Source organism: Alteromonas sp. AWJ4_199, from assembly GCF_056159165.1.
Genome location: NZ_JBSWUR010000001.1, coordinates 2340974 through 2357239 on the forward strand (window position 1 = coordinate 2340974; position 16266 = coordinate 2357239).

General features: G+C 44.7%; 18 protein-coding genes. 5 read left to right on the top strand and 13 right to left on the bottom strand.

What is annotated here, in order from left to right:
- Positions 1-81 precede the first annotated feature (81 nt).
- Positions 82-1083, bottom strand: coding sequence for a LacI family DNA-binding transcriptional regulator (locus ACXAER_RS10265; RefSeq protein ID WP_474828939.1), 1002 nt, complete (start codon positions 1081-1083; stop codon positions 82-84).
- Between the two features lie 271 nt (positions 1084-1354).
- Positions 1355-2218, bottom strand: a complete 864-nt coding sequence (locus ACXAER_RS10270) for a YicC/YloC family endoribonuclease (RefSeq protein WP_269917860.1) — start codon at positions 2216-2218, stop codon at positions 1355-1357.
- A gap of 300 nt (positions 2219-2518) precedes the next feature.
- On the opposite strand from ACXAER_RS10270, the gene rph reads away from it, so the two are divergent.
- The 3 genes from rph to tusA are packed head-to-tail and all read left to right on the top strand — an operon-like array spanning position 2519 to position 4181.
- Positions 2519-3232, top strand: coding sequence for a ribonuclease PH (rph, locus tag ACXAER_RS10275; protein ID WP_025257195.1), 714 nt, complete (start codon positions 2519-2521; stop codon positions 3230-3232).
- A 57-nt stretch (positions 3233-3289) separates the two neighbouring features.
- The gene (pyrE, locus tag ACXAER_RS10280) at positions 3290-3931 is read left to right on the top strand and encodes an orotate phosphoribosyltransferase (protein WP_474803393.1); all 642 of its coding nucleotides are present in this window, start codon (positions 3290-3292) and stop codon (positions 3929-3931) included.
- Positions 3921-4181, top strand: a complete 261-nt coding sequence (gene tusA, locus ACXAER_RS10285) for a sulfurtransferase TusA (RefSeq protein ID WP_474830559.1) — start codon at positions 3921-3923, stop codon at positions 4179-4181. Before pyrE ends, tusA begins: the two co-directional genes overlap by 11 nt.
- A 52-nt stretch (positions 4182-4233) precedes the next feature.
- Here the strand turns inward: tusA and ACXAER_RS10290 are convergent, their stop codons facing one another.
- The 7 genes from ACXAER_RS10290 to ACXAER_RS10320 form a co-directional block, all read right to left on the bottom strand.
- Complete coding sequence (locus tag ACXAER_RS10290; RefSeq protein ID WP_474828942.1) at positions 4234-5037, bottom strand: DUF1206 domain-containing protein; 804 nt, start codon at positions 5035-5037, stop codon at positions 4234-4236.
- 116 nt (positions 5038-5153) lie between these two features.
- On the bottom strand, positions 5154-5336 hold the full coding sequence (locus tag ACXAER_RS10295) for a hypothetical protein (RefSeq protein WP_474803402.1): 183 nt from the start codon (positions 5334-5336) through the stop codon (positions 5154-5156).
- Positions 5337-5363: 27 nt separating this feature from the next.
- Positions 5364-5825 carry a hypothetical protein gene (locus tag ACXAER_RS10300; protein WP_474828944.1) on the bottom strand — a complete coding sequence of 154 codons (462 nt, stop codon included), beginning with the start codon at positions 5823-5825 and terminating at the stop codon, positions 5364-5366.
- Positions 5826-5995: 170 nt separating this feature from the next.
- Positions 5996-6583: a YqaA family protein gene (locus ACXAER_RS10305; RefSeq protein WP_474828946.1), complete on the bottom strand. Its 588-nt coding sequence runs from the start codon at positions 6581-6583 to the stop codon at positions 5996-5998.
- A gap of 24 nt (positions 6584-6607) precedes the next feature.
- Positions 6608-7900: an amidohydrolase family protein gene (locus ACXAER_RS10310; protein WP_474828948.1), complete on the bottom strand. Its 1293-nt coding sequence runs from the start codon at positions 7898-7900 to the stop codon at positions 6608-6610.
- Between the two features lie 176 nt (positions 7901-8076).
- Positions 8077-8658: a DUF1285 domain-containing protein gene (locus ACXAER_RS10315; RefSeq protein WP_474828950.1), complete on the bottom strand. Its 582-nt coding sequence runs from the start codon at positions 8656-8658 to the stop codon at positions 8077-8079.
- Positions 8645-9505: a DUF3014 domain-containing protein gene (locus ACXAER_RS10320; RefSeq protein WP_474828952.1), complete on the bottom strand. Its 861-nt coding sequence runs from the start codon at positions 9503-9505 to the stop codon at positions 8645-8647. The genes ACXAER_RS10315 and ACXAER_RS10320 overlap by 14 nt, the downstream gene beginning before the upstream one ends.
- Before the next feature lie 382 nt (positions 9506-9887).
- Between ACXAER_RS10320 and ACXAER_RS10325 the strand changes: the two genes are divergently transcribed.
- On the top strand, positions 9888-10274 hold the full coding sequence (locus tag ACXAER_RS10325) for a hypothetical protein (RefSeq protein WP_474828954.1): 387 nt from the start codon (positions 9888-9890) through the stop codon (positions 10272-10274).
- Positions 10275-10370: 96 nt separating this feature from the next.
- On the top strand, positions 10371-10679 hold the full coding sequence (locus ACXAER_RS10330; protein WP_474828956.1) for a DUF6482 family protein: 309 nt from the start codon (positions 10371-10373) through the stop codon (positions 10677-10679).
- A 131-nt stretch (positions 10680-10810) separates the two neighbouring features.
- Here the strand turns inward: ACXAER_RS10330 and ACXAER_RS10335 are convergent, their stop codons facing one another.
- The 4 genes from ACXAER_RS10335 to ACXAER_RS10350 form a co-directional block, all read right to left on the bottom strand.
- Positions 10811-12178 (bottom strand): ABC1 kinase family protein, encoded by a 1368-nt coding sequence (locus ACXAER_RS10335; RefSeq protein ID WP_474828958.1) that lies wholly within the window; start codon positions 12176-12178, stop codon positions 10811-10813.
- 233 nt (positions 12179-12411) lie between these two features.
- A complete protein-coding gene (locus tag ACXAER_RS10340; protein ID WP_474828960.1) occupies positions 12412-12831 on the bottom strand; it encodes a hypothetical protein in 420 nt (139 codons plus the stop codon).
- A gap of 278 nt (positions 12832-13109) precedes the next feature.
- Positions 13110-13694 carry a DUF6702 family protein gene (locus ACXAER_RS10345; protein ID WP_474828962.1) on the bottom strand — a complete coding sequence of 195 codons (585 nt, stop codon included), beginning with the start codon at positions 13692-13694 and terminating at the stop codon, positions 13110-13112.
- On the bottom strand, positions 13684-16146 hold the full coding sequence (locus ACXAER_RS10350) for a M1 family metallopeptidase (RefSeq protein WP_474828964.1): 2463 nt from the start codon (positions 16144-16146) through the stop codon (positions 13684-13686). Before ACXAER_RS10350 ends, ACXAER_RS10345 begins: the two co-directional genes overlap by 11 nt.
- Positions 16147-16266 lie beyond the last annotated feature (120 nt).

Genomic DNA, 16266 nt, shown 5'->3' on the forward strand with positions numbered 1-16266 from the left:
GTTTATCGGCTCGCTTCATGTATTAAATATATAGAGGACTCTCGCATGTCATTTGGGAGCAGCTATGGTTTAGAGCTTACCCTAGCCTTCATACAGTGTCGTAGATTCTCGAATTATAAGTCCGGGGTCAAAGCTCAGCTTGACTTCGTTAGATTGCCCATAAACTTTGTTTAAAATATATTTCGCTGACATTTCAGCCATGTCTGCAACAGGGTTACTTATCGTTGTAAGTCTGGGGAACACATGATGTGCGAAAACAACGTCATCGAAACCAACAATTGATAGGTCGTCTGGTAGACTCATGCCCAAATCTCGGGCGCAGCTTATTGCTCCTGATGCCATCCAATCGTTAGCACATACTAATGCGGAAAAAGGTAAGTCGCGAGCCATAAGTTCCAGTAGCCCAAGCTTTCCGTCGTCTTCAGTATAATTGCCTTCAAAAATGAGCTCGGAGTTAATCGAAAGCCCAGCTTCGGACAGCGAACGATTGTGCCCTTCCAAACGAAGTTTGGCGTCACGCTTTGCTATTGGACCTGATATATATGCAATGTTTTTATGGCCTAATTCGAGTAAATGACGGGTGGCAAGATATCCACCTTTTTCATTATCTAGTGTAGTGCACGCTTCAGAAAGCCCCTCGACTTGCCTGTTAACTAAAGCAATGGGAAGTTTGGACTGATTAAGTTCTAATAAGTATTCATCCGAAAGCGCTTCGGCGTGCATGATAAGTGCGTCGCAATTACGGCTTATTAGGAATTCTACTGCATCTTTTTCAGTTTCTAAGCAGTTTCGCCCTACAGTAATAATGACGTGCTTGTCGGCGGCGCGTAACGTTGATTCTACAGCCTGCATCAAGTCGCCGAAAAAAGGAGCATTTAGTTCAGGTACAAGCACACCAATGCTGTCTGTTCGGCTATTAGCCAAAGAGCGGGCGACGGAATTTGGACGGTAGTTCAACTCTTCTACCGCTTTTTCCACTCGCCCTCGCAATACCTCATTTACCGAAGCTTTTCCGTTTAAAACGCGGGATACCGTAGATAGAGAAACACCTGCGCGCTCGGCAACTTGGTAAATGGTAGGCACGTGTAAAAACCTCGTTCATTAAAACAATCATTTAACGTTTTTGTATTATGCCGTTATCTAATATGGTTCGCTATGAAAAGGGCGGGAAAGTTCAAGGAAATGTGGTACGTCATTTTTGATTTATGTTGATACCAGTAAACGCATTTTGCATACCAAAGTACCTAAAAATGAATTTTTGAGAAAGCGCTTTCTCACATCAGTCAGAAGTTACTATGAGGTAAAGAAAGGGCTTTCTACACATTACAAAACAAGTAATCTTATAGTTAGGAACCTATTCTATATTCTGGATCTGCTCGCGCATCTGCTCAATCAACACCTTAAGTTCAACGGCTGATTGTGTGATGTCAGTGCTGATAGATTTTGAACCTAACGTGTTCGACTCGCGGTTAAATTCCTGCATCATAAAATCTAAACGGCGACCCACTGCCCCACCCTTTTTAAGGATATTGCGCGTTTCTTTGACGTGAGCGTTTAGGCGATCTAGTTCTTCGGCAACATCCACTTTTTGCGCAAGCATAATCATTTCTTGTTCAAAACGGCCTGCATCAAGCTCTACCTTTGCTTCTTCAAAGCGGGTTTGCACTTTTTCTCGTTGCCACACCATGATTTCAGGCATACGGGCAGCTACTTTTTCCGCTTCAACTTCAATGGCGTCTAGGCGCTGCGTGATCATACCTTTAAGGGCTTCGCCTTCTGTAGCGCGAGCACTGATAAAGTCGTTTAACGCTTGATCGAACGCTGCCATTACGTCGCCGTGAATGGTATCCATATCAGTTTCTTCTGCAGCAATTACGCCAGGCCAGCGCAAAACGTCTAGTGGGTTTACACCTGTAGACTGGCCATGTGACTGCACCCAGTCGGCAGCGTGAAGCACTTGCTTAGCCAACTCTTCGTTTAAGCTTAGCTTGGTTACAGCAGCATCGTTCGCGGTAAAGCGTAGCGCACATTCCACCTTACCTCGGGCTAGCTTTTTACGAAAACGCTCGCGCAAAACCGGCTCTAACGAGCGGAACTGTTCCGGTAAGCGAAAATAGGTTTCTAAAAAGCGTTGGTTAACCGAGCGTATTTCCCATACGGCTGAGCCCCACTCTTTTTTGGTTTCTACGCGCGCAAACGCTGTCATGCTGTAAATCATAAATGTCCTTTAAATTTAACTGAAAGCCTGCAAAAACAACCCGAACGTCGTGTTGTATACGTGAATTTCTACAGCAGGTTTTCTTGTATTTTGTATATTAGCGCACATTTAGGTAATTCAATAAGCAAACATGTAAAGTTCGTTTTTATCGGTCACGGGTAATGCGTTATACTTAGGCACAATTTCGTAGCTACATCGAATTTACAGGGTTTGACCGCGAATTGAGCTTTCTATTCCCATATCGCACGAAAAACCTGTAAAGCGCTACCTTTTTTAAGCATTTACGTTGTGGAGAACACTATGCGTCCAAGCGGCAGAACCGCCAGTCAAATTCGCCCTGTTACTATTACTCGCCAGTACACTTGCCATGCAGAAGGCTCTGTTCTTGTAGAGTTTGGTAATACTAAGGTGTTGTGTAATGCGACGGTAGAAGAAGGTGTACCACGCTTTATGAAAGGCCAAGGTAAAGGTTGGGTTACCGCCGAATATAGCATGCTTCCACGTGCAACCCATACGCGTAGCGGTCGTGAAGCGGCCCGCGGTAAGCAAGGCGGTCGTACGCTAGAGATTCAACGTCTAATTGCGCGCTCACTTCGCGCGGCAATTGATTTAAAACTTCTAGGTGAAAACACCATTACGTTAGACTGCGACGTTATTCAAGCCGACGGCGGTACACGCACAGCATCTATTACAGGTGCATGTGTTGCTCTTGTTGATGCGCTTACCTATATGCGTGCAAAAGGCATTATCAAAACTAACCCGCTTAAGCACATGATTGCTGCACTTTCGGTGGGCATTTATGAAGGTACGCCAATCGCTGATCTTGAGTACACTGAAGACTCTGAAGCTGAAACAGACATGAACATAGTGATGACCGAAACCGGTAAACTGATTGAAGTTCAAGGTACTGCTGAGGGTGAACCCTTCTCGTTTGAAGAGCTTGATGAACTGTTGAAAATTGGTAAGCACGGCTTACGCGAATTATTCGATATTCAAAAAGCGGCACTTGCGTAAGCGAGACAATTAAGCGTATTTAACGCCTACGTAATAGTTAGTAATTAAGAGGTCATCATGAAAGCGTTTCAGCGTGATTTTATCGAGTTTGCCATTGAACGTGGCGTACTAAAATTTGGCGAATTTACTTTAAAGTCTGGCCGCGTTAGCCCTTACTTTTTTAATGCAGGCTTGTTTAATCGCGGCGGCGATTTGGCCAAGCTAGGGCGTTTTTACGCTGATGCGCTAATGGATGCAGGTGTCGAGTTCGATGTACTGTTTGGTCCAGCGTATAAAGGCATTCCTATTGCGACGACTACCGCCGTAGCACTGGCCGATAGCCACAACCTTGACGTACCTTATTGCTTCAACCGTAAAGAAGCAAAGACCCACGGCGAAGGCGGCAATTTAGTTGGCAGCCCACTAGAAGGCAAGGTGATGCTGGTGGATGACGTAATTACCGCGGGTACCGCTATTCGTGAATCGATGACATTAATTGAACAGCAGCAGGCAAGTTTGTCTGGCGTATTGATCGCATTAGACAGACAAGAGCGCGGTAATGGTGAACTGTCAGCTATTCAAGAAGTAGAACGTGATTTTGGCACTCAGGTGATTTCTATCGTATCGCTAGCCGATGTTGTGGCTTATCTGACAGAGAAAGGCGGTTTTGAAAATGAAATCAGTGCCATTAACGCCTACCGTGAAAACTATGGCATCTGATTTTGATGGCGCCTTCAGCGCGGCAAGTCAGCATTTAGACGCGCTAGGTTTACGTTGCCCTGAGCCGGTGATGATGGTTCGTTTAAATATTCGTAAGCTGGCCGATGGGGAAACCTTATCGGTCACGGCTGACGATCCCTCAACGGCAAGAGATATTCCTAGCTTTTGCCGTTTTATGGACCATACGTTGGTAGCGTCTCAAACAGAGACCTTGCCTTACCAATATGTTATTAAAAAAGGGCGCGCTTAAGCGCCCTTTTATCATTCAAATTTAGGCTTTTAGCGCCTTCCATTTAAATTTCCTACCCTACCTTTCTGTATTTCGCTTCTAGCGCACAATAAAGACCAAACATAACAAAGCCTGCGCCCACTGCGGCAATGAGATAAGGGCCGAAGGGCTGCTTTATTAAGGTTTCTAGTGCTTTTTGTAATCCACCTGCTTGGGATGGGTTACTTAATATGGCGGCAAGGATAAAAAAGCCACCTACTAAGGAATAAACGACCCCTCTTGCGGTATACCCTAGGCGACCGGTTACTTTTACACTCTTTCTAATGCGCTGATTTAAAGCGTGTAGTGAAAATTTCTTTAGAAAGTCGGCAGTGTAAGCATGTTTGAACTGCACAACGGCAAATATGATGATGCAAAGCCCGATCGCGGCTACAAGCCACAGCCCCCACTCGTATTGCATTAGAAATTCACTCACTTTCTTTCCGCTCCCTTGCGATGATGAGCTACTTTGTATTTCTAATAAGGTTTTACCTCCCGCGTAAGCAGCAACAAGATAGAACGAGCCTGATATAAAGAAGAACAGCTTATTTATGATGTGAATGAACCAGCTGTCGTCGTCAGATTTGTCGGTAATAAAAATCTGCAGCCAACGCCAACAGGCATAGCATGCTAAGCCAAGAACTAGAATGCCTAATAAGATCTGCCCGAGTGGTTGCTCTTTAAGTGTAAGAAAGACATTGGACTGAGAGGCTTTTTCACGGTTAAGCGCAGTAAATACAGATGTAAGAATGAAGACACCAAGCATAACGTACATGACGGTTTTGGCGCTATACCCCGCTCTAGCGATTATCTCTTTCCATTTAGACGAAGGTTCCACGGTGTCCTCTCATAGCTTAATTGCAAAATAAAAACGATTTCGTTACTTATTCTGTATCAAGTTATGTTCCGTTTTGCTTCCGTCTGTATTTTACGCTTACTAGCTAGCGTTTAAGGCTAACGTTCTGAACTGTCTGCAACGGCTTTTAGCAGCAAGTTTTGAAGCGTACGTTTGCTGTGAGCACAATTGCAGTGAACATCTGTCATATGTAGAACTTCACCTTTAAGCATTTTTTGAAGTACAGATGCTCTTACACTTAATGAGACAAAGCCGTCTTCATTAGGGATTGGTTTCGACATCATCATTCGCTCCTTCAACTGTTTGATTTAATGCAGAGCTGCAGGGGCAAGCTGTCTGCTAATTTGAGGTTCGTAGGTTTGCTCTAGCGTGTGCTGAATGGCGGATATAAGCCGGCATACAGACGGGTTAGTGGCATGCAAAGGCAATATGGCAATTAGCTGCTGTTGGCACTCCTGCAAAATTGCATGAGACTCTTGTTTTTTATGCTCTAGAGTAAGTAAAGAAGATAAGTACATGCCCATAGTGCCGAACGCGAGTACATCTTCTTGCACAGCGCTCACTTTTTGAGAGGATGTGGGCTGCAGCGCGTTGAGAATAGCTTTAGCCGCTTCAAAGGCTTGATAACCTAACTCTCTGGCATAATCTAACTTACCCTGTTGATGGGCTTTTTGCGTTTGTGCCTGCATTGCTAAGCGATGCTCTCGTGCGCTAGAAGGGTTTAGCTGTAGCCACTTTCTGTAAACTGGGCATAAACGTTGAACATTCATATAAGCACCTCCTGTTTTTTATAACATTAGTGCAAATAAGAATCATTATCAAATGTAAAGTTCAAAAAATCTATTAGCGTAATTTGAAATGGGGATTTAGGGTGAGCTCACACGATTTGGTTGATGCTATTTTGATAGCTTTAGCGCCCTCAAATCGAAAGGCTCTTCAATTAGGAGAGCATATTAGAAAGCCACCACAGTAAGACTACCACTAGCGTGATAGCAAACACGGCTTTCATCTTGTAGCGTTTTATAAGTTGCTCTGCTTTGTCACCTGCGTAATACACCACTACTGCAAGGCCAAAATAGCGAATAGCGCGGGCAATAACCGTGGCTAAAAGGAATAGCGGGAGTGAGTATTGGGTGGCGCCAGCAGCTAACATGGCCACTTGAAAAGGAATAGGCGCAATGCCTAGCGTCATCACAAACCAGAAGCCTTGATTTTGCATTTGTTGTTTAACGCTGTCGAACTGGTCTTGACTAAAGAAGGTATCAATAACCCACTGGCCAACAAGGTCGAAAAGGTAATAGCCAAGGGCATAGCCGAAAACAGCGCCAATCACACAGCCTATAGTGGCCATTAATGCTATTTTCCAGAGCGACTCTCGTCTAGCCTGCATTAACGGCACCATAACGGCTTCAAGCGGTATAGGAACAATGGTCGATTCTAAAAATGACGCTAAGGTAATGCCCTTTAACATATGTTTGGAATCGATAAGCTTTTTAGTTTTATGCTTAACCTTTTTACCTAGTGCCATGTAACCTCTACCACTTTTATTGTCTTACTGCTTGTAAACTACCCCGTCTTTCATCACAAAAGACACGCTTTCCATAAGCGATATATCGTCAAGCGGGTCGCCTTGAACAGCCACAATATCTGCTAACTTGCCTTGCTCTAATGTACCTAAAATGTCGCTTATACCCAGTAAATCTGCGCTATTAACGGTAGCACTAAGAAGTGCGTCAGCGGGTTTCATGCCTGCTTCAACCATTAAAGAAAATTCTTGTGCATTATCGCCATGGGCCGATACACCACTGTCTGTACCAAAAGCAATTTTTACGCCCGCTTTGTGCGCTTGTTCAAAGGTATTTTGAATTAGCGGGCCGATGGCTGCTGCTTTAGGGCGAACCAGCTCAGGAAAGAAACCATCAATCTTGGCTTTATCTGCTACAAACTTTCCAGCCAATATAGTAGGTACGTAATAGGTGCCGTGTTTCTTCATTAGTTTGCGAATTTCATCGTCCATGTAGGTACCGTGCTCAATAGAATCAACACCAGCTTCTATCGCGCGTTTCATGCCTTCTTTACCATGGGCATGCACAGCTACCGTCATGCCGTAATCTTTCGCGGTATCGACAATCGCTTCTAATTCGTCGGTCATAAATTGAGGGTTTTGGCCACTTTTGGCTACGCTTAGTACGCCGCCAGTTGCAGTAATTTTGATTAGGTCGGCACCATCTTGATAACGGGCCCGTACCGCTTCGCGGGCTTCCACTTCGCCATTAACAACACCTTGTTTAGGGCCCACGTCTGGTCGAAGTAAGTGAGACATACCATTGCTTGGATCAGCGTGTCCGCCTGTAGTCGCAATAGATTTAGCTACCGTGTAAATACGTGGGCCGGTAGCATAGCCTTTTGCAATAGCATTTCTTAGAGCCACTGTTTCGTTATAGCCATCACCTAGGTTACGCACTGTGGTAAAGCCTGCATCTAGGGTTATTTCTGCGTAGTTTGCTGCACGCAATGCGTAATCGGCTTCATTAAGTGAAAAACGTTCTAAGTAGGTTTGCGGCCCGCCGTGTTGCGACGATAAATGAACATGCATATCCATTAGACCGGGCATAACCGTTGAAGCGCTTAAATCGATAACGGTGTCGCCTTTTTGTGGCTTAGCAAACCCTTTCTTTATCTCTGCTATTTTGTTGCCTTCAATAACAATGGTCATTTTTTCTTGAAGTGATTTTGAGGTGCCAGTAAACACTTTTCCCGCGTGTATGAGGGTATCGGCAACCGTAGAAAAAGGTGATGAGATTAGTGCGCTGGTAATCGCAAGGGTGAGCAAAGGCTTTTTCATGATGTAGGTCTTCTTTTGATTGTTTTATAGACTATATCGAATGTAATGCACGGGCTCCGAGAACGCAAAACAAAGCGCCATCAATGGCGTATTATTGATGACGAATAACGGAATTGTGGGTAAAACGCACTGGTGTAAAACATTGAAGTAACCAGTAAAACGATGAATAAGCGTGTTTAACGTATTTCACCTAACGCAAAAGGTATGCCGCTAGACTGAATAGTAAATCGCGTACCTGAATCATCCGTTTCTTCTTCAGCCTGCTCTAACAGCTGATAATAGGTGTTTTGATGTAGTCTCGCCCACAGGTTTTTGCGAACACATAGGTAGGGAATGGGCGTCGCCTCTGGGTCTCGTATTGCTTTTGGGGGAACGCGAAGTTCAAGCTGATCAGAATGTTCTAACCGGACGATGTCGCCCGTTTGTGTGGTAAATAAGTAGACGCTGTCACTTGTAGACCCACATTCTTCCTTTTTCCATTGGGTAACAAGAAACGGCGTGTCTTCAACGGTTATACCCACTTTCTCTACGGGCGTAACTAAGAAGTATTTATCACCCTCACGCTTTAATACAGAGGCAAAAAGCTGAACTAAGCTTGCCCGCCCGATAGGGCTGCCCTCGTAAAACCATCGGCCATCAAGAGCAATCGTCAGATTAATATCACCGCAAAAACCTGGATTCCATTGGTCGACGGGGGGCAAAGGGCGTGCCTTTGAAGACGCGCCCTTAAGTTGTTGTTGAAATCTAGTTAGATCCACGCTCTTCAACCAAAACTTTCAATTCGCGTAGCTTTGCTTTAATGCGACGCATATTGTCCGGACCTGTGCGAAGTAACTGCTTTTGCGGCTCGTTAAGGCTTTCCAAACGATCGTCTGCATACTTATAAGCTACCGAGTCTGTATACACCTCCACAGGAACCGGTACTTCTGGCGTATCAAGTAACTGGTCGATGGCCTCTAGCAATACACTGTTAAAGTCTTGGTCTGGACTACCAATTTCTGCAAACTTCGTTTGGATATCGTCTTTATAAATACCGTAGATATTAAGCAGCGCTTCATTATTAAATGACTCTAACATGTCCACATAGGGCGTATATCGCTTGTAGCTTGCAGCATCTATCCACTGCTTTCCCGCTTGAGAGTAAACGCGGAAGTTCTGCTCTGGCGGCGTAAGCAGTTGATGGTTGGGCGCCATCTCATCATTCGCCAAATTAGCTACCGATACAACAAAGCGTTGAATAAGCCCTTCGTTAACCAGCATGCGATTTACGGTCTCTTTATCTGCAGATGAACTCTCAATTAATGAAGCTTTGACTGCCGGATCGCTGGTATCCAGCGGCTCTGGGTCTGGTTCAACAGGCTCTGGAAGCGGTTCAACTTCATCTTTCTCTTCAAGTTCAACGGTAGGTGCTGGCTGGGTAGGTTCAAAAACTTCGGGTTCTTCCGGTGCTGTGACTTCAGGCTCAGTCACTTCAGGTTCGGGTGTAATAACTGGCTCAGGCTCTTCGTCGCTTGGCCAAAAAACTACAGCCAGAATAACAATAAGAAGAATGCCTACAATAATAAAATGTGGGCCTAACGATTTCTTTTCTGACGATTCGCTCATAATGACTCCGCTACAAAAATATCCTTTCGGTAATACTACCAGAGATAACACTCAAAATTAGAAAATCAATCAAGAGAATTGTTCCCCCAAAAAATGAATTTCTTACTTTTAAAATATTTTAACGTTCAAAATCCATTTTCCGATTTGTTTTTGACCACAAAATTAGTGGGAACTCCCCATTTTTTATCTTCTTTTATAGCAATACGATGTGAGTGTGAAATAACAATTCAAACACTTGTTTAACATTTTTGGATTGTGTATAAATGTTGTTTCTAATCGAGAGTCAGCGAATGCTAGAGCGTTATCAATTATGGTTGTTAATGAATCAGTTAAGCCTATTAATTAGAGCTTTAGTTAAATACGCCCCTGTAGGATAGTTAGCGTGAGTAAATTATATCATCCGAAGTTACATCGAGCGGTTAAACGTTATGCTGTTATACAGTGCGTTATTGCACTCGGGGTTATGCTATATCTGTTTTTAAATATGCATAGTCTATCAATGTATCACCAAACTATTGCCGCGTTAACTTTCGTTGTTATGTGTATACAAAACGGCTTCATCTTATCGAGAACAAAAGTGGCACTTGCCGTTGAAGGGCCTCGATTATTGGTATTTCCGCTTCTTTGGATCGCGACAGGGATGGGGCTGGCGGCGTTGGTGTACAGCGTCTTTTCCGTTGCATCGCTATTAGTTTTAGTTAACGCTGTACGATATAAAAATCACCGTCCTCCGTTTGACCTAGCAAATGAACCTGAAAACCTTGCATAGCGTATATCTGTTATTACCTCGTTCTGTACATATTCAATGTAAATAAAACCAAGCAGGATGAGCGTAATGCACACGCTTATTTCATGAGGTAGAAAAATGCATAAGTTTTATTTTCGGGATGTTGAAGAGTCGCCGACGGTTATCGATTACTTAGAAGTTCAGTCTTATGAAATGAACGTGTATCTGGTTTATCTGACTATCAATAACCAAAGCGGTATGCTTTATGACAATAGAGATAAGCCGATGCGTTTTTTTAGTGCTGGCCATATACGCGAGGCTTTTGCGCACTGCCGCGTTTTGCAGGCGGTAATGAAGCACGACACGCCTTACGATGAAATGATTGGTAACCCGCCAAAAAGTAAAGAGCAAATGGCGCTACCCTTTAGTATGGAGTTACCTTATTAAAGGCAACTCAATTTGGCATAGAGCCATAGTTTTTTTATAAATCGATTTGTAAGAAGAGCGCATAGCACGTTAAATCTTGGGCTTTTCCTGAATTTTTATTAACGTAACGTATTGGATTAACGCGCTGCTTGTCAGGTAGTAAGCCATTTACCAGCAGCTTGGCGCATATTAACTCTCGCTTGCAGCCGCTTCGCCAGCAAAAATAACCCACCCAATTTTCTATGTATAAACAGCGCATCAACCGGTGGCGTATGCCAAAAGTTATGCTCCATAGTCAGCGCCATTCCCTTTTCGTGAAGCCTTGCAATGAGATCGCTTTGACCAAAGTCATAAGCGCCTTCGCAGCGGATCGCTTCACATGCCTCCATACCAATGCTTATAACGGCGTCAATTTGCTCTTGAGAGTGACTTTCATCAATCAATCCAATGCTAAACGCGGCTTGCTGCATCATCGCCCGATCTTTGGCTGCGGCGCTGTCGAGTAAGGCTTGATATTGGGCTGAAATGGCGTCGGGGACGTCTCGTGTTGCACCAAAATCTAGCAACACGATTTCTTTTGTATCCGGTTTAAACCGATAGTTGGCTAAGTTAGGGTCGCTCTGAAGCAGTTTGAAATGAAAAATTTCATTAAAAAACAACGTCATTAACGCCGTCATCACAGCATCTCGGACGTCCTGTGGCTCGTTTGATAGCGAGTCTAAATCTTGCGCCTCTATGAAATCCATAGCTAACACCGTACTGGTGGTAAGCGGTGCGTAGGTTTGCGGAATGATAAACACCTTATTCCCTTTGCATTGGATGTCAGTGCTTTCAACCAACGCGCGATAACGGTTGAGCATGTCAGCTTCGCGCACATAATCCGCTTCTTGGTGAAGCTGCACTTTGGCTTCCTGCAATAACGGGCCTATATCTAATGATTTGGGCACTAATCCAGTAAGCTTGATAAGCGCAGCTACGTTATCCACATCGCTATCAATACTCTTTTTCACGCCAGGGTACTGTACTTTTACCGCTAACATCTTACCGTCCATAGTAATGACTTTATGAACCTGGCCTATAGAGGCTGCGGCAATGGGTGCAAAAGAAAAATAAAGCAAGCCGTCTTGCCATTTATCGCCCCAAGACTGATTCAACCTGGCTATTAATTGGTCTTTAGGCATAGGGTCTGCATCATCCCGTAACCGCCCTAAAATAGCGGCGAGTTCTTCAGGGAGAAAGTCACCCGCATCCATTGATATAAGTTGGCCGAGTTTCATGGCTGCGCCGCGCATGCTGGCAAGCTGATCGGCAATATTTGAAATATTCTTTGGTGTTAAAAGCAGCGAAGATAAGACCGGCTTCTCACCTTTTAGCAGCTGGCCAGCCCCCTGAGAAACCACATTACCTGCAATCCTACCTGCTAACGTGCCTAAGCGACCTATACGCGATAGACGAGACGAGGGTACAGCCTTACTTGAACGGTTTGGCGATTCTGTGGATTTATTGGGCTTCTCTGCCATGTTGGCTCTCTGTTTTATTGAAGACGAATAGGGACACTAATTTTTATCGTTTAAAGCATTACTTAAAAAGTACCTTAACCTTTTATACCTTTAAGTAAGGTGGCTGGATCGGGTTTAAAGGTATAAGACCTGACAGCTGAGTTTAGAAACAGAAACTAAGGGGGAAATAATATAGAAATTTGAGAAAAAGGTGGCGCACTGCATAAGTTTACGGCTTACACAGTGCTATATATTTAGATGATCTGTGAAATAAATTGAAGCACCAAGCCAATAACGCTTCCATAAGCAAACCCAGTCCATCCGCTTGCTGTTCTGTATCGCCAAAGCGCAGCACCAAAAAATCCGCACCATAGCATTGCAGAATAAGTAGATATTAGGCCCCCGCCCATCCCTGTATCGGGCAGAAATAGCATTACGATAAATGTCAATGCCATAGCGCCACTTAACAGCACCCACATGATATTTTTCTTATCAGCGAACGCATTGCTGGTTTTACCATTTGCTGGTTTAGCGTCTGGCGTTAGTTCAGCGTTTGCCTCTTGCTCAGTACGCTCTGCTGCGTGAGCAGTACGCATTTTTCTTGCACGACGCTCGCTTCTTGATAGGGTTTTCTTGACCTGTGAAGGCAACGGTGCTGTAGCGCTATTGGTCATGATATACCTCATTAACTGAATTTAGTAACTGTTTATCCATAGTTAAGGTAGAGCATGCATGCCAATATGACTATACGACTTCGGTCTCACACGACAATTTTAGATATTTGATTTTCCCTATTCGAATGCGGCGCTTGAATTAGAGGGGGTAAAGGCTGAGGAAGGCATACATTATCTACAAGAACACCGTGAAGCACGCAAACAAAAAAGCCCACCCGCAATCACTGCCGTTTGACAAGGAATGCGGGTGGGCTTTCATACACCTATTCTGCGAGGTATTAGTGATGGTCGCTATTTTGGCTTTTGAAGCTTACTTCCAGCAGATTTACGCTATCAGCAAAGGTGAGGGTTTTAATATTGCCCTTGCCTTCTACATTTAGCGTATTCACTTGCTTCGGCCACAGGTCACGCAATGCATCATGACGAATTTTAATGCCTTCTAGCACAGGCGGTTCAGCAGTTTCCTGATAAACCCAAAAGTGCTTACCTTCAACTTCAAAGCCCACGTCAGCAAGTCTTAACGATTCGCCTGCCGCGTTTAAGATAGCAAAATGCTTAGCAACGTAATCGGCAAATTGTTGCTGCGTTTCAACGTCGTCCATAATATCTGCATGCTTATCGAACAGGGCTTTAACCGCGTGCTCAGCATCATGCAAATTAAAGCGGTGCATCACTTCAATATTTTCTGTTCTAGGGTTGAACAGTACCGTTGTAATCGCGGCTTTTATTTGATGCGCTTGAGCAGTCGTGCTGAACGACATTGCGCTAACTAGTAGCGCAGCCGCAATAGCTAACCCACCAACGCTTGCAAGCAGAGCATGAGAGCTCTGCAGCAGGCGGGCTAAAGACAACTTATTCGTCATCTTTATCCTCGTCGTCAGTTTTTAGCTCGGTCTTTGAATCGTGCATAAGGTCGCGGTACTCGTAAGTGTTACGCGGCTTATTCTTATACGCTTCAATACGCGAAGGAATGATACGACGTGGGTAGTGGTTGTTTTCCACATCTACGTCCGCTGTTTCCCAATGCGGGTCAACCGTCACGCTTACCAACTCTTTGTCTTTGTCGGTAACAATAAGCTTGCTAACGGCTTTAGGTGTACGACGCCAGATTTCCGCAGGAATACGCATTTCTTCTTTCGTACCGTCTTCAAAGGCTAGCTCAAGAATAATCGGCATTACCAAACCACCTTTGTTGCTAAAATCTAGCACGTAGTAGTTTTTGTCTTCTTTTACCGCACGTTCAAAGGCTTTACGCTCCCAAGGTTCAAGCTTATCAAGGAACTTCTTGTACTTGTTGCGCTCTTTGTTGGTTACGGTATAGCGATCATTTTCATCGTAGAAATCGCTGATATCTTCAAAGCGGTCTACCCACAGCTTTCTACCTTCTTCTTTATTGCGAATATCGGTAAGTGACTTAGGCTTTTCCATTTCCGCTTCGCGCTCACGAGCAAAGTCGATATCTGGATCTTCAGTGTCTAAACGCAGCTTGTGTACGCTGTCTAGGCTAATATCTACGTGGTCTGTGGTATAAAACCAACCGCGCCAGAACCAATCTAGATCTACACCTGAAGCCTCTTCCATAGTGCGGAAGAAATCAGATGGCGTCGGACGTTTAAACATCCAGCGCTGTGCGTATTCTTTAAATGCGAAGTCAAACAGCTCACGACCAAGAATCGTCTCACGAAGAATATTCAGCGCTACTGCTGGCTTTGTGTAAGCATTTGGGCCAAGGCGAAGTACAGAATCAGACTGCGTCATAATTGGAACCTGCGTCTGAGACTTCATGTAGCCTGTGATATCACGTGGTTCAACGCCCCATGGAATCGTCGGGTCCCACTCGCGGCCAGCAACGCCGTCTAGGAAGCTGTTAAGACCTTCATCCATCCACGTCCACTGACGCTCGTCAGAGTTAACCGTCATAGGGAAATAGATATGACCGACTTCGTGAATAACTACGCCAATAAGGAAGCGTTTTTCAGCAAGCGAATAGGTGCGCGAACCATCGTCACGAAGCTCTGTACGCGGGCCGTTAAAGGTGATCATGGGATATTCCATGCCGCCAACTGGGCCATTTACTGATTGGGCTACTGGGTATGGGTAATCGAAGCTAAAGCGGCTATAAACATCCATGGTGTGGATGATTGATTCAGTAGAATACTTCTGCCATAGCTCGCCACCTTCTTTCGGGTAGAAAGACATCGCCATTACCAGTGGCTGAGTGTCACCGCCTTGCTGATAACCACGCGCATCCCACGCAAATTTACGCGAAGAGGCCCATGCAAAATCACGAACGTTATCCGCTTTAAAGGTCCAAGTTTTAAGCTTGGTCGTGCCTTCTTTTTCGTTTTCAATAGCTTCTTCTGGCGAAACGATGAATACGATGCGGTCAGCTTTTTCTGCCTTTTTCAGACGGTCGCGCTGTGTTTTAGTTAACACGTCTTTCGGGTTTTGAAGTACACCCGTTGACGATACGATGTGATCAGCAGGAACCGTAATATCTACTTCGTAGTTACCGAATTCTAGCGTGAACTCACCACGGCCAATAAATTCTTTATTGGTCCATGCTTCGTAGTCAGTGTATGCAGCTAGGCGTGGGAACCACTGTGCTAGCAAGAAGATGTCGTTACCACCTTCACGCTCGTCATCTGGAAAGTGCTCGTAACCTGCACGTGCCGAAACCGCATCTTCTTCTACAATGTTAAACGCAAAATCGATATCAAATGTTACTTTGCTGCCTGGCTTTAGAGGCTTGGCCAAATCAACACGCATAAGCGTACCAACAATTGTGTGGCGTAAGTCGTTGCCCGCTTTGTCTTCAACACGAGAAATGGTGTAGCCCAGCTCGTTGTCGTCAACAAACTGCTGACGGCGCAATGCACCCATGCTTAATTTAGCGGGCGTATTGCCACTTGCGGCTTGCGTGCCTGGCCCACGGTTACCAATACCGCCAAACGTAGTAGTAAGCGCAGACATTGAATCGTCGCGGAATTTGTTTTGGTCAAGCTGGATCCACAAGTACTTAAGCGTATCTGGCGCGTTGTTGTGGTAAGTAATGGTTTCGCTTGCTTCAATGCGGCGTTTATCTTCAAGCAGCTTTACGTCAATATCGTAATCTACTTGTTGTTGCCAATATTGGTGGCCTGGCTCACCAGCGGCGTTACGGTATACGTTTGGAGTAGGAAGAACTTCGTCCAGCTGACGGAATTTATCTTCAAAATCGCCTTTTGTTTGTTTTATAGCGGCGGTCGTAGGAAGAGAAATCAGCATAGACAACACTGGCGCTAGCCAGAATAGGTGTCGTTTTGCGGTGCTCATGCAGTTTCCTTGCAACTTGTAAGTTAGAATTGTTATAAGATAACAGCATCTAGTATATAAGCATGCCTGCCACAATCCAATTTTTTGACCGTAAACTAACCATGTTTTAACGCAAAAAAA

Bases quoted from the DNA above. Each gene is read 5' to 3' on its own strand.
- ACXAER_RS10335 (WP_474828958.1), bottom strand. From the start codon at position 12,178: ATGGCAGAGAAGCCCAATAAATCCACAGAATCGCCAAACCGTTCAAGT.
- ACXAER_RS10270 (WP_269917860.1), bottom strand. From the start codon at position 2,218: ATGATTTACAGCATGACAGCGTTTGCGCGCGTAGAAACCAAAAAAGAG.
- ACXAER_RS10330 (WP_474828956.1), top strand. From the start codon at position 10,371: ATGCATAAGTTTTATTTTCGGGATGTTGAAGAGTCGCCGACGGTTATC.
- ACXAER_RS10345 (WP_474828962.1), bottom strand. From the start codon at position 13,694: ATGACGAATAAGTTGTCTTTAGCCCGCCTGCTGCAGAGCTCTCATGCT.
- ACXAER_RS10300 (WP_474828944.1), bottom strand. From the start codon at position 5,825: ATGAATGTTCAACGTTTATGCCCAGTTTACAGAAAGTGGCTACAGCTA.
- tusA (WP_474830559.1), top strand. From the start codon at position 3,921: ATGGCATCTGATTTTGATGGCGCCTTCAGCGCGGCAAGTCAGCATTTA.
- ACXAER_RS10350 (WP_474828964.1), bottom strand. From the start codon at position 16,146: ATGAGCACCGCAAAACGACACCTATTCTGGCTAGCGCCAGTGTTGTCT.
- ACXAER_RS10305 (WP_474828946.1), bottom strand. From the start codon at position 6,583: ATGGCACTAGGTAAAAAGGTTAAGCATAAAACTAAAAAGCTTATCGAT.
- ACXAER_RS10340 (WP_474828960.1), bottom strand. From the start codon at position 12,831: ATGACCAATAGCGCTACAGCACCGTTGCCTTCACAGGTCAAGAAAACC.
- pyrE (WP_474803393.1), top strand. From the start codon at position 3,290: ATGAAAGCGTTTCAGCGTGATTTTATCGAGTTTGCCATTGAACGTGGC.
- rph (WP_025257195.1), top strand. From the start codon at position 2,519: ATGCGTCCAAGCGGCAGAACCGCCAGTCAAATTCGCCCTGTTACTATT.
- ACXAER_RS10310 (WP_474828948.1), bottom strand. From the start codon at position 7,900: ATGAAAAAGCCTTTGCTCACCCTTGCGATTACCAGCGCACTAATCTCA.
- ACXAER_RS10295 (WP_474803402.1), bottom strand. From the start codon at position 5,336: ATGTCGAAACCAATCCCTAATGAAGACGGCTTTGTCTCATTAAGTGTA.
- ACXAER_RS10320 (WP_474828952.1), bottom strand. From the start codon at position 9,505: ATGAGCGAATCGTCAGAAAAGAAATCGTTAGGCCCACATTTTATTATT.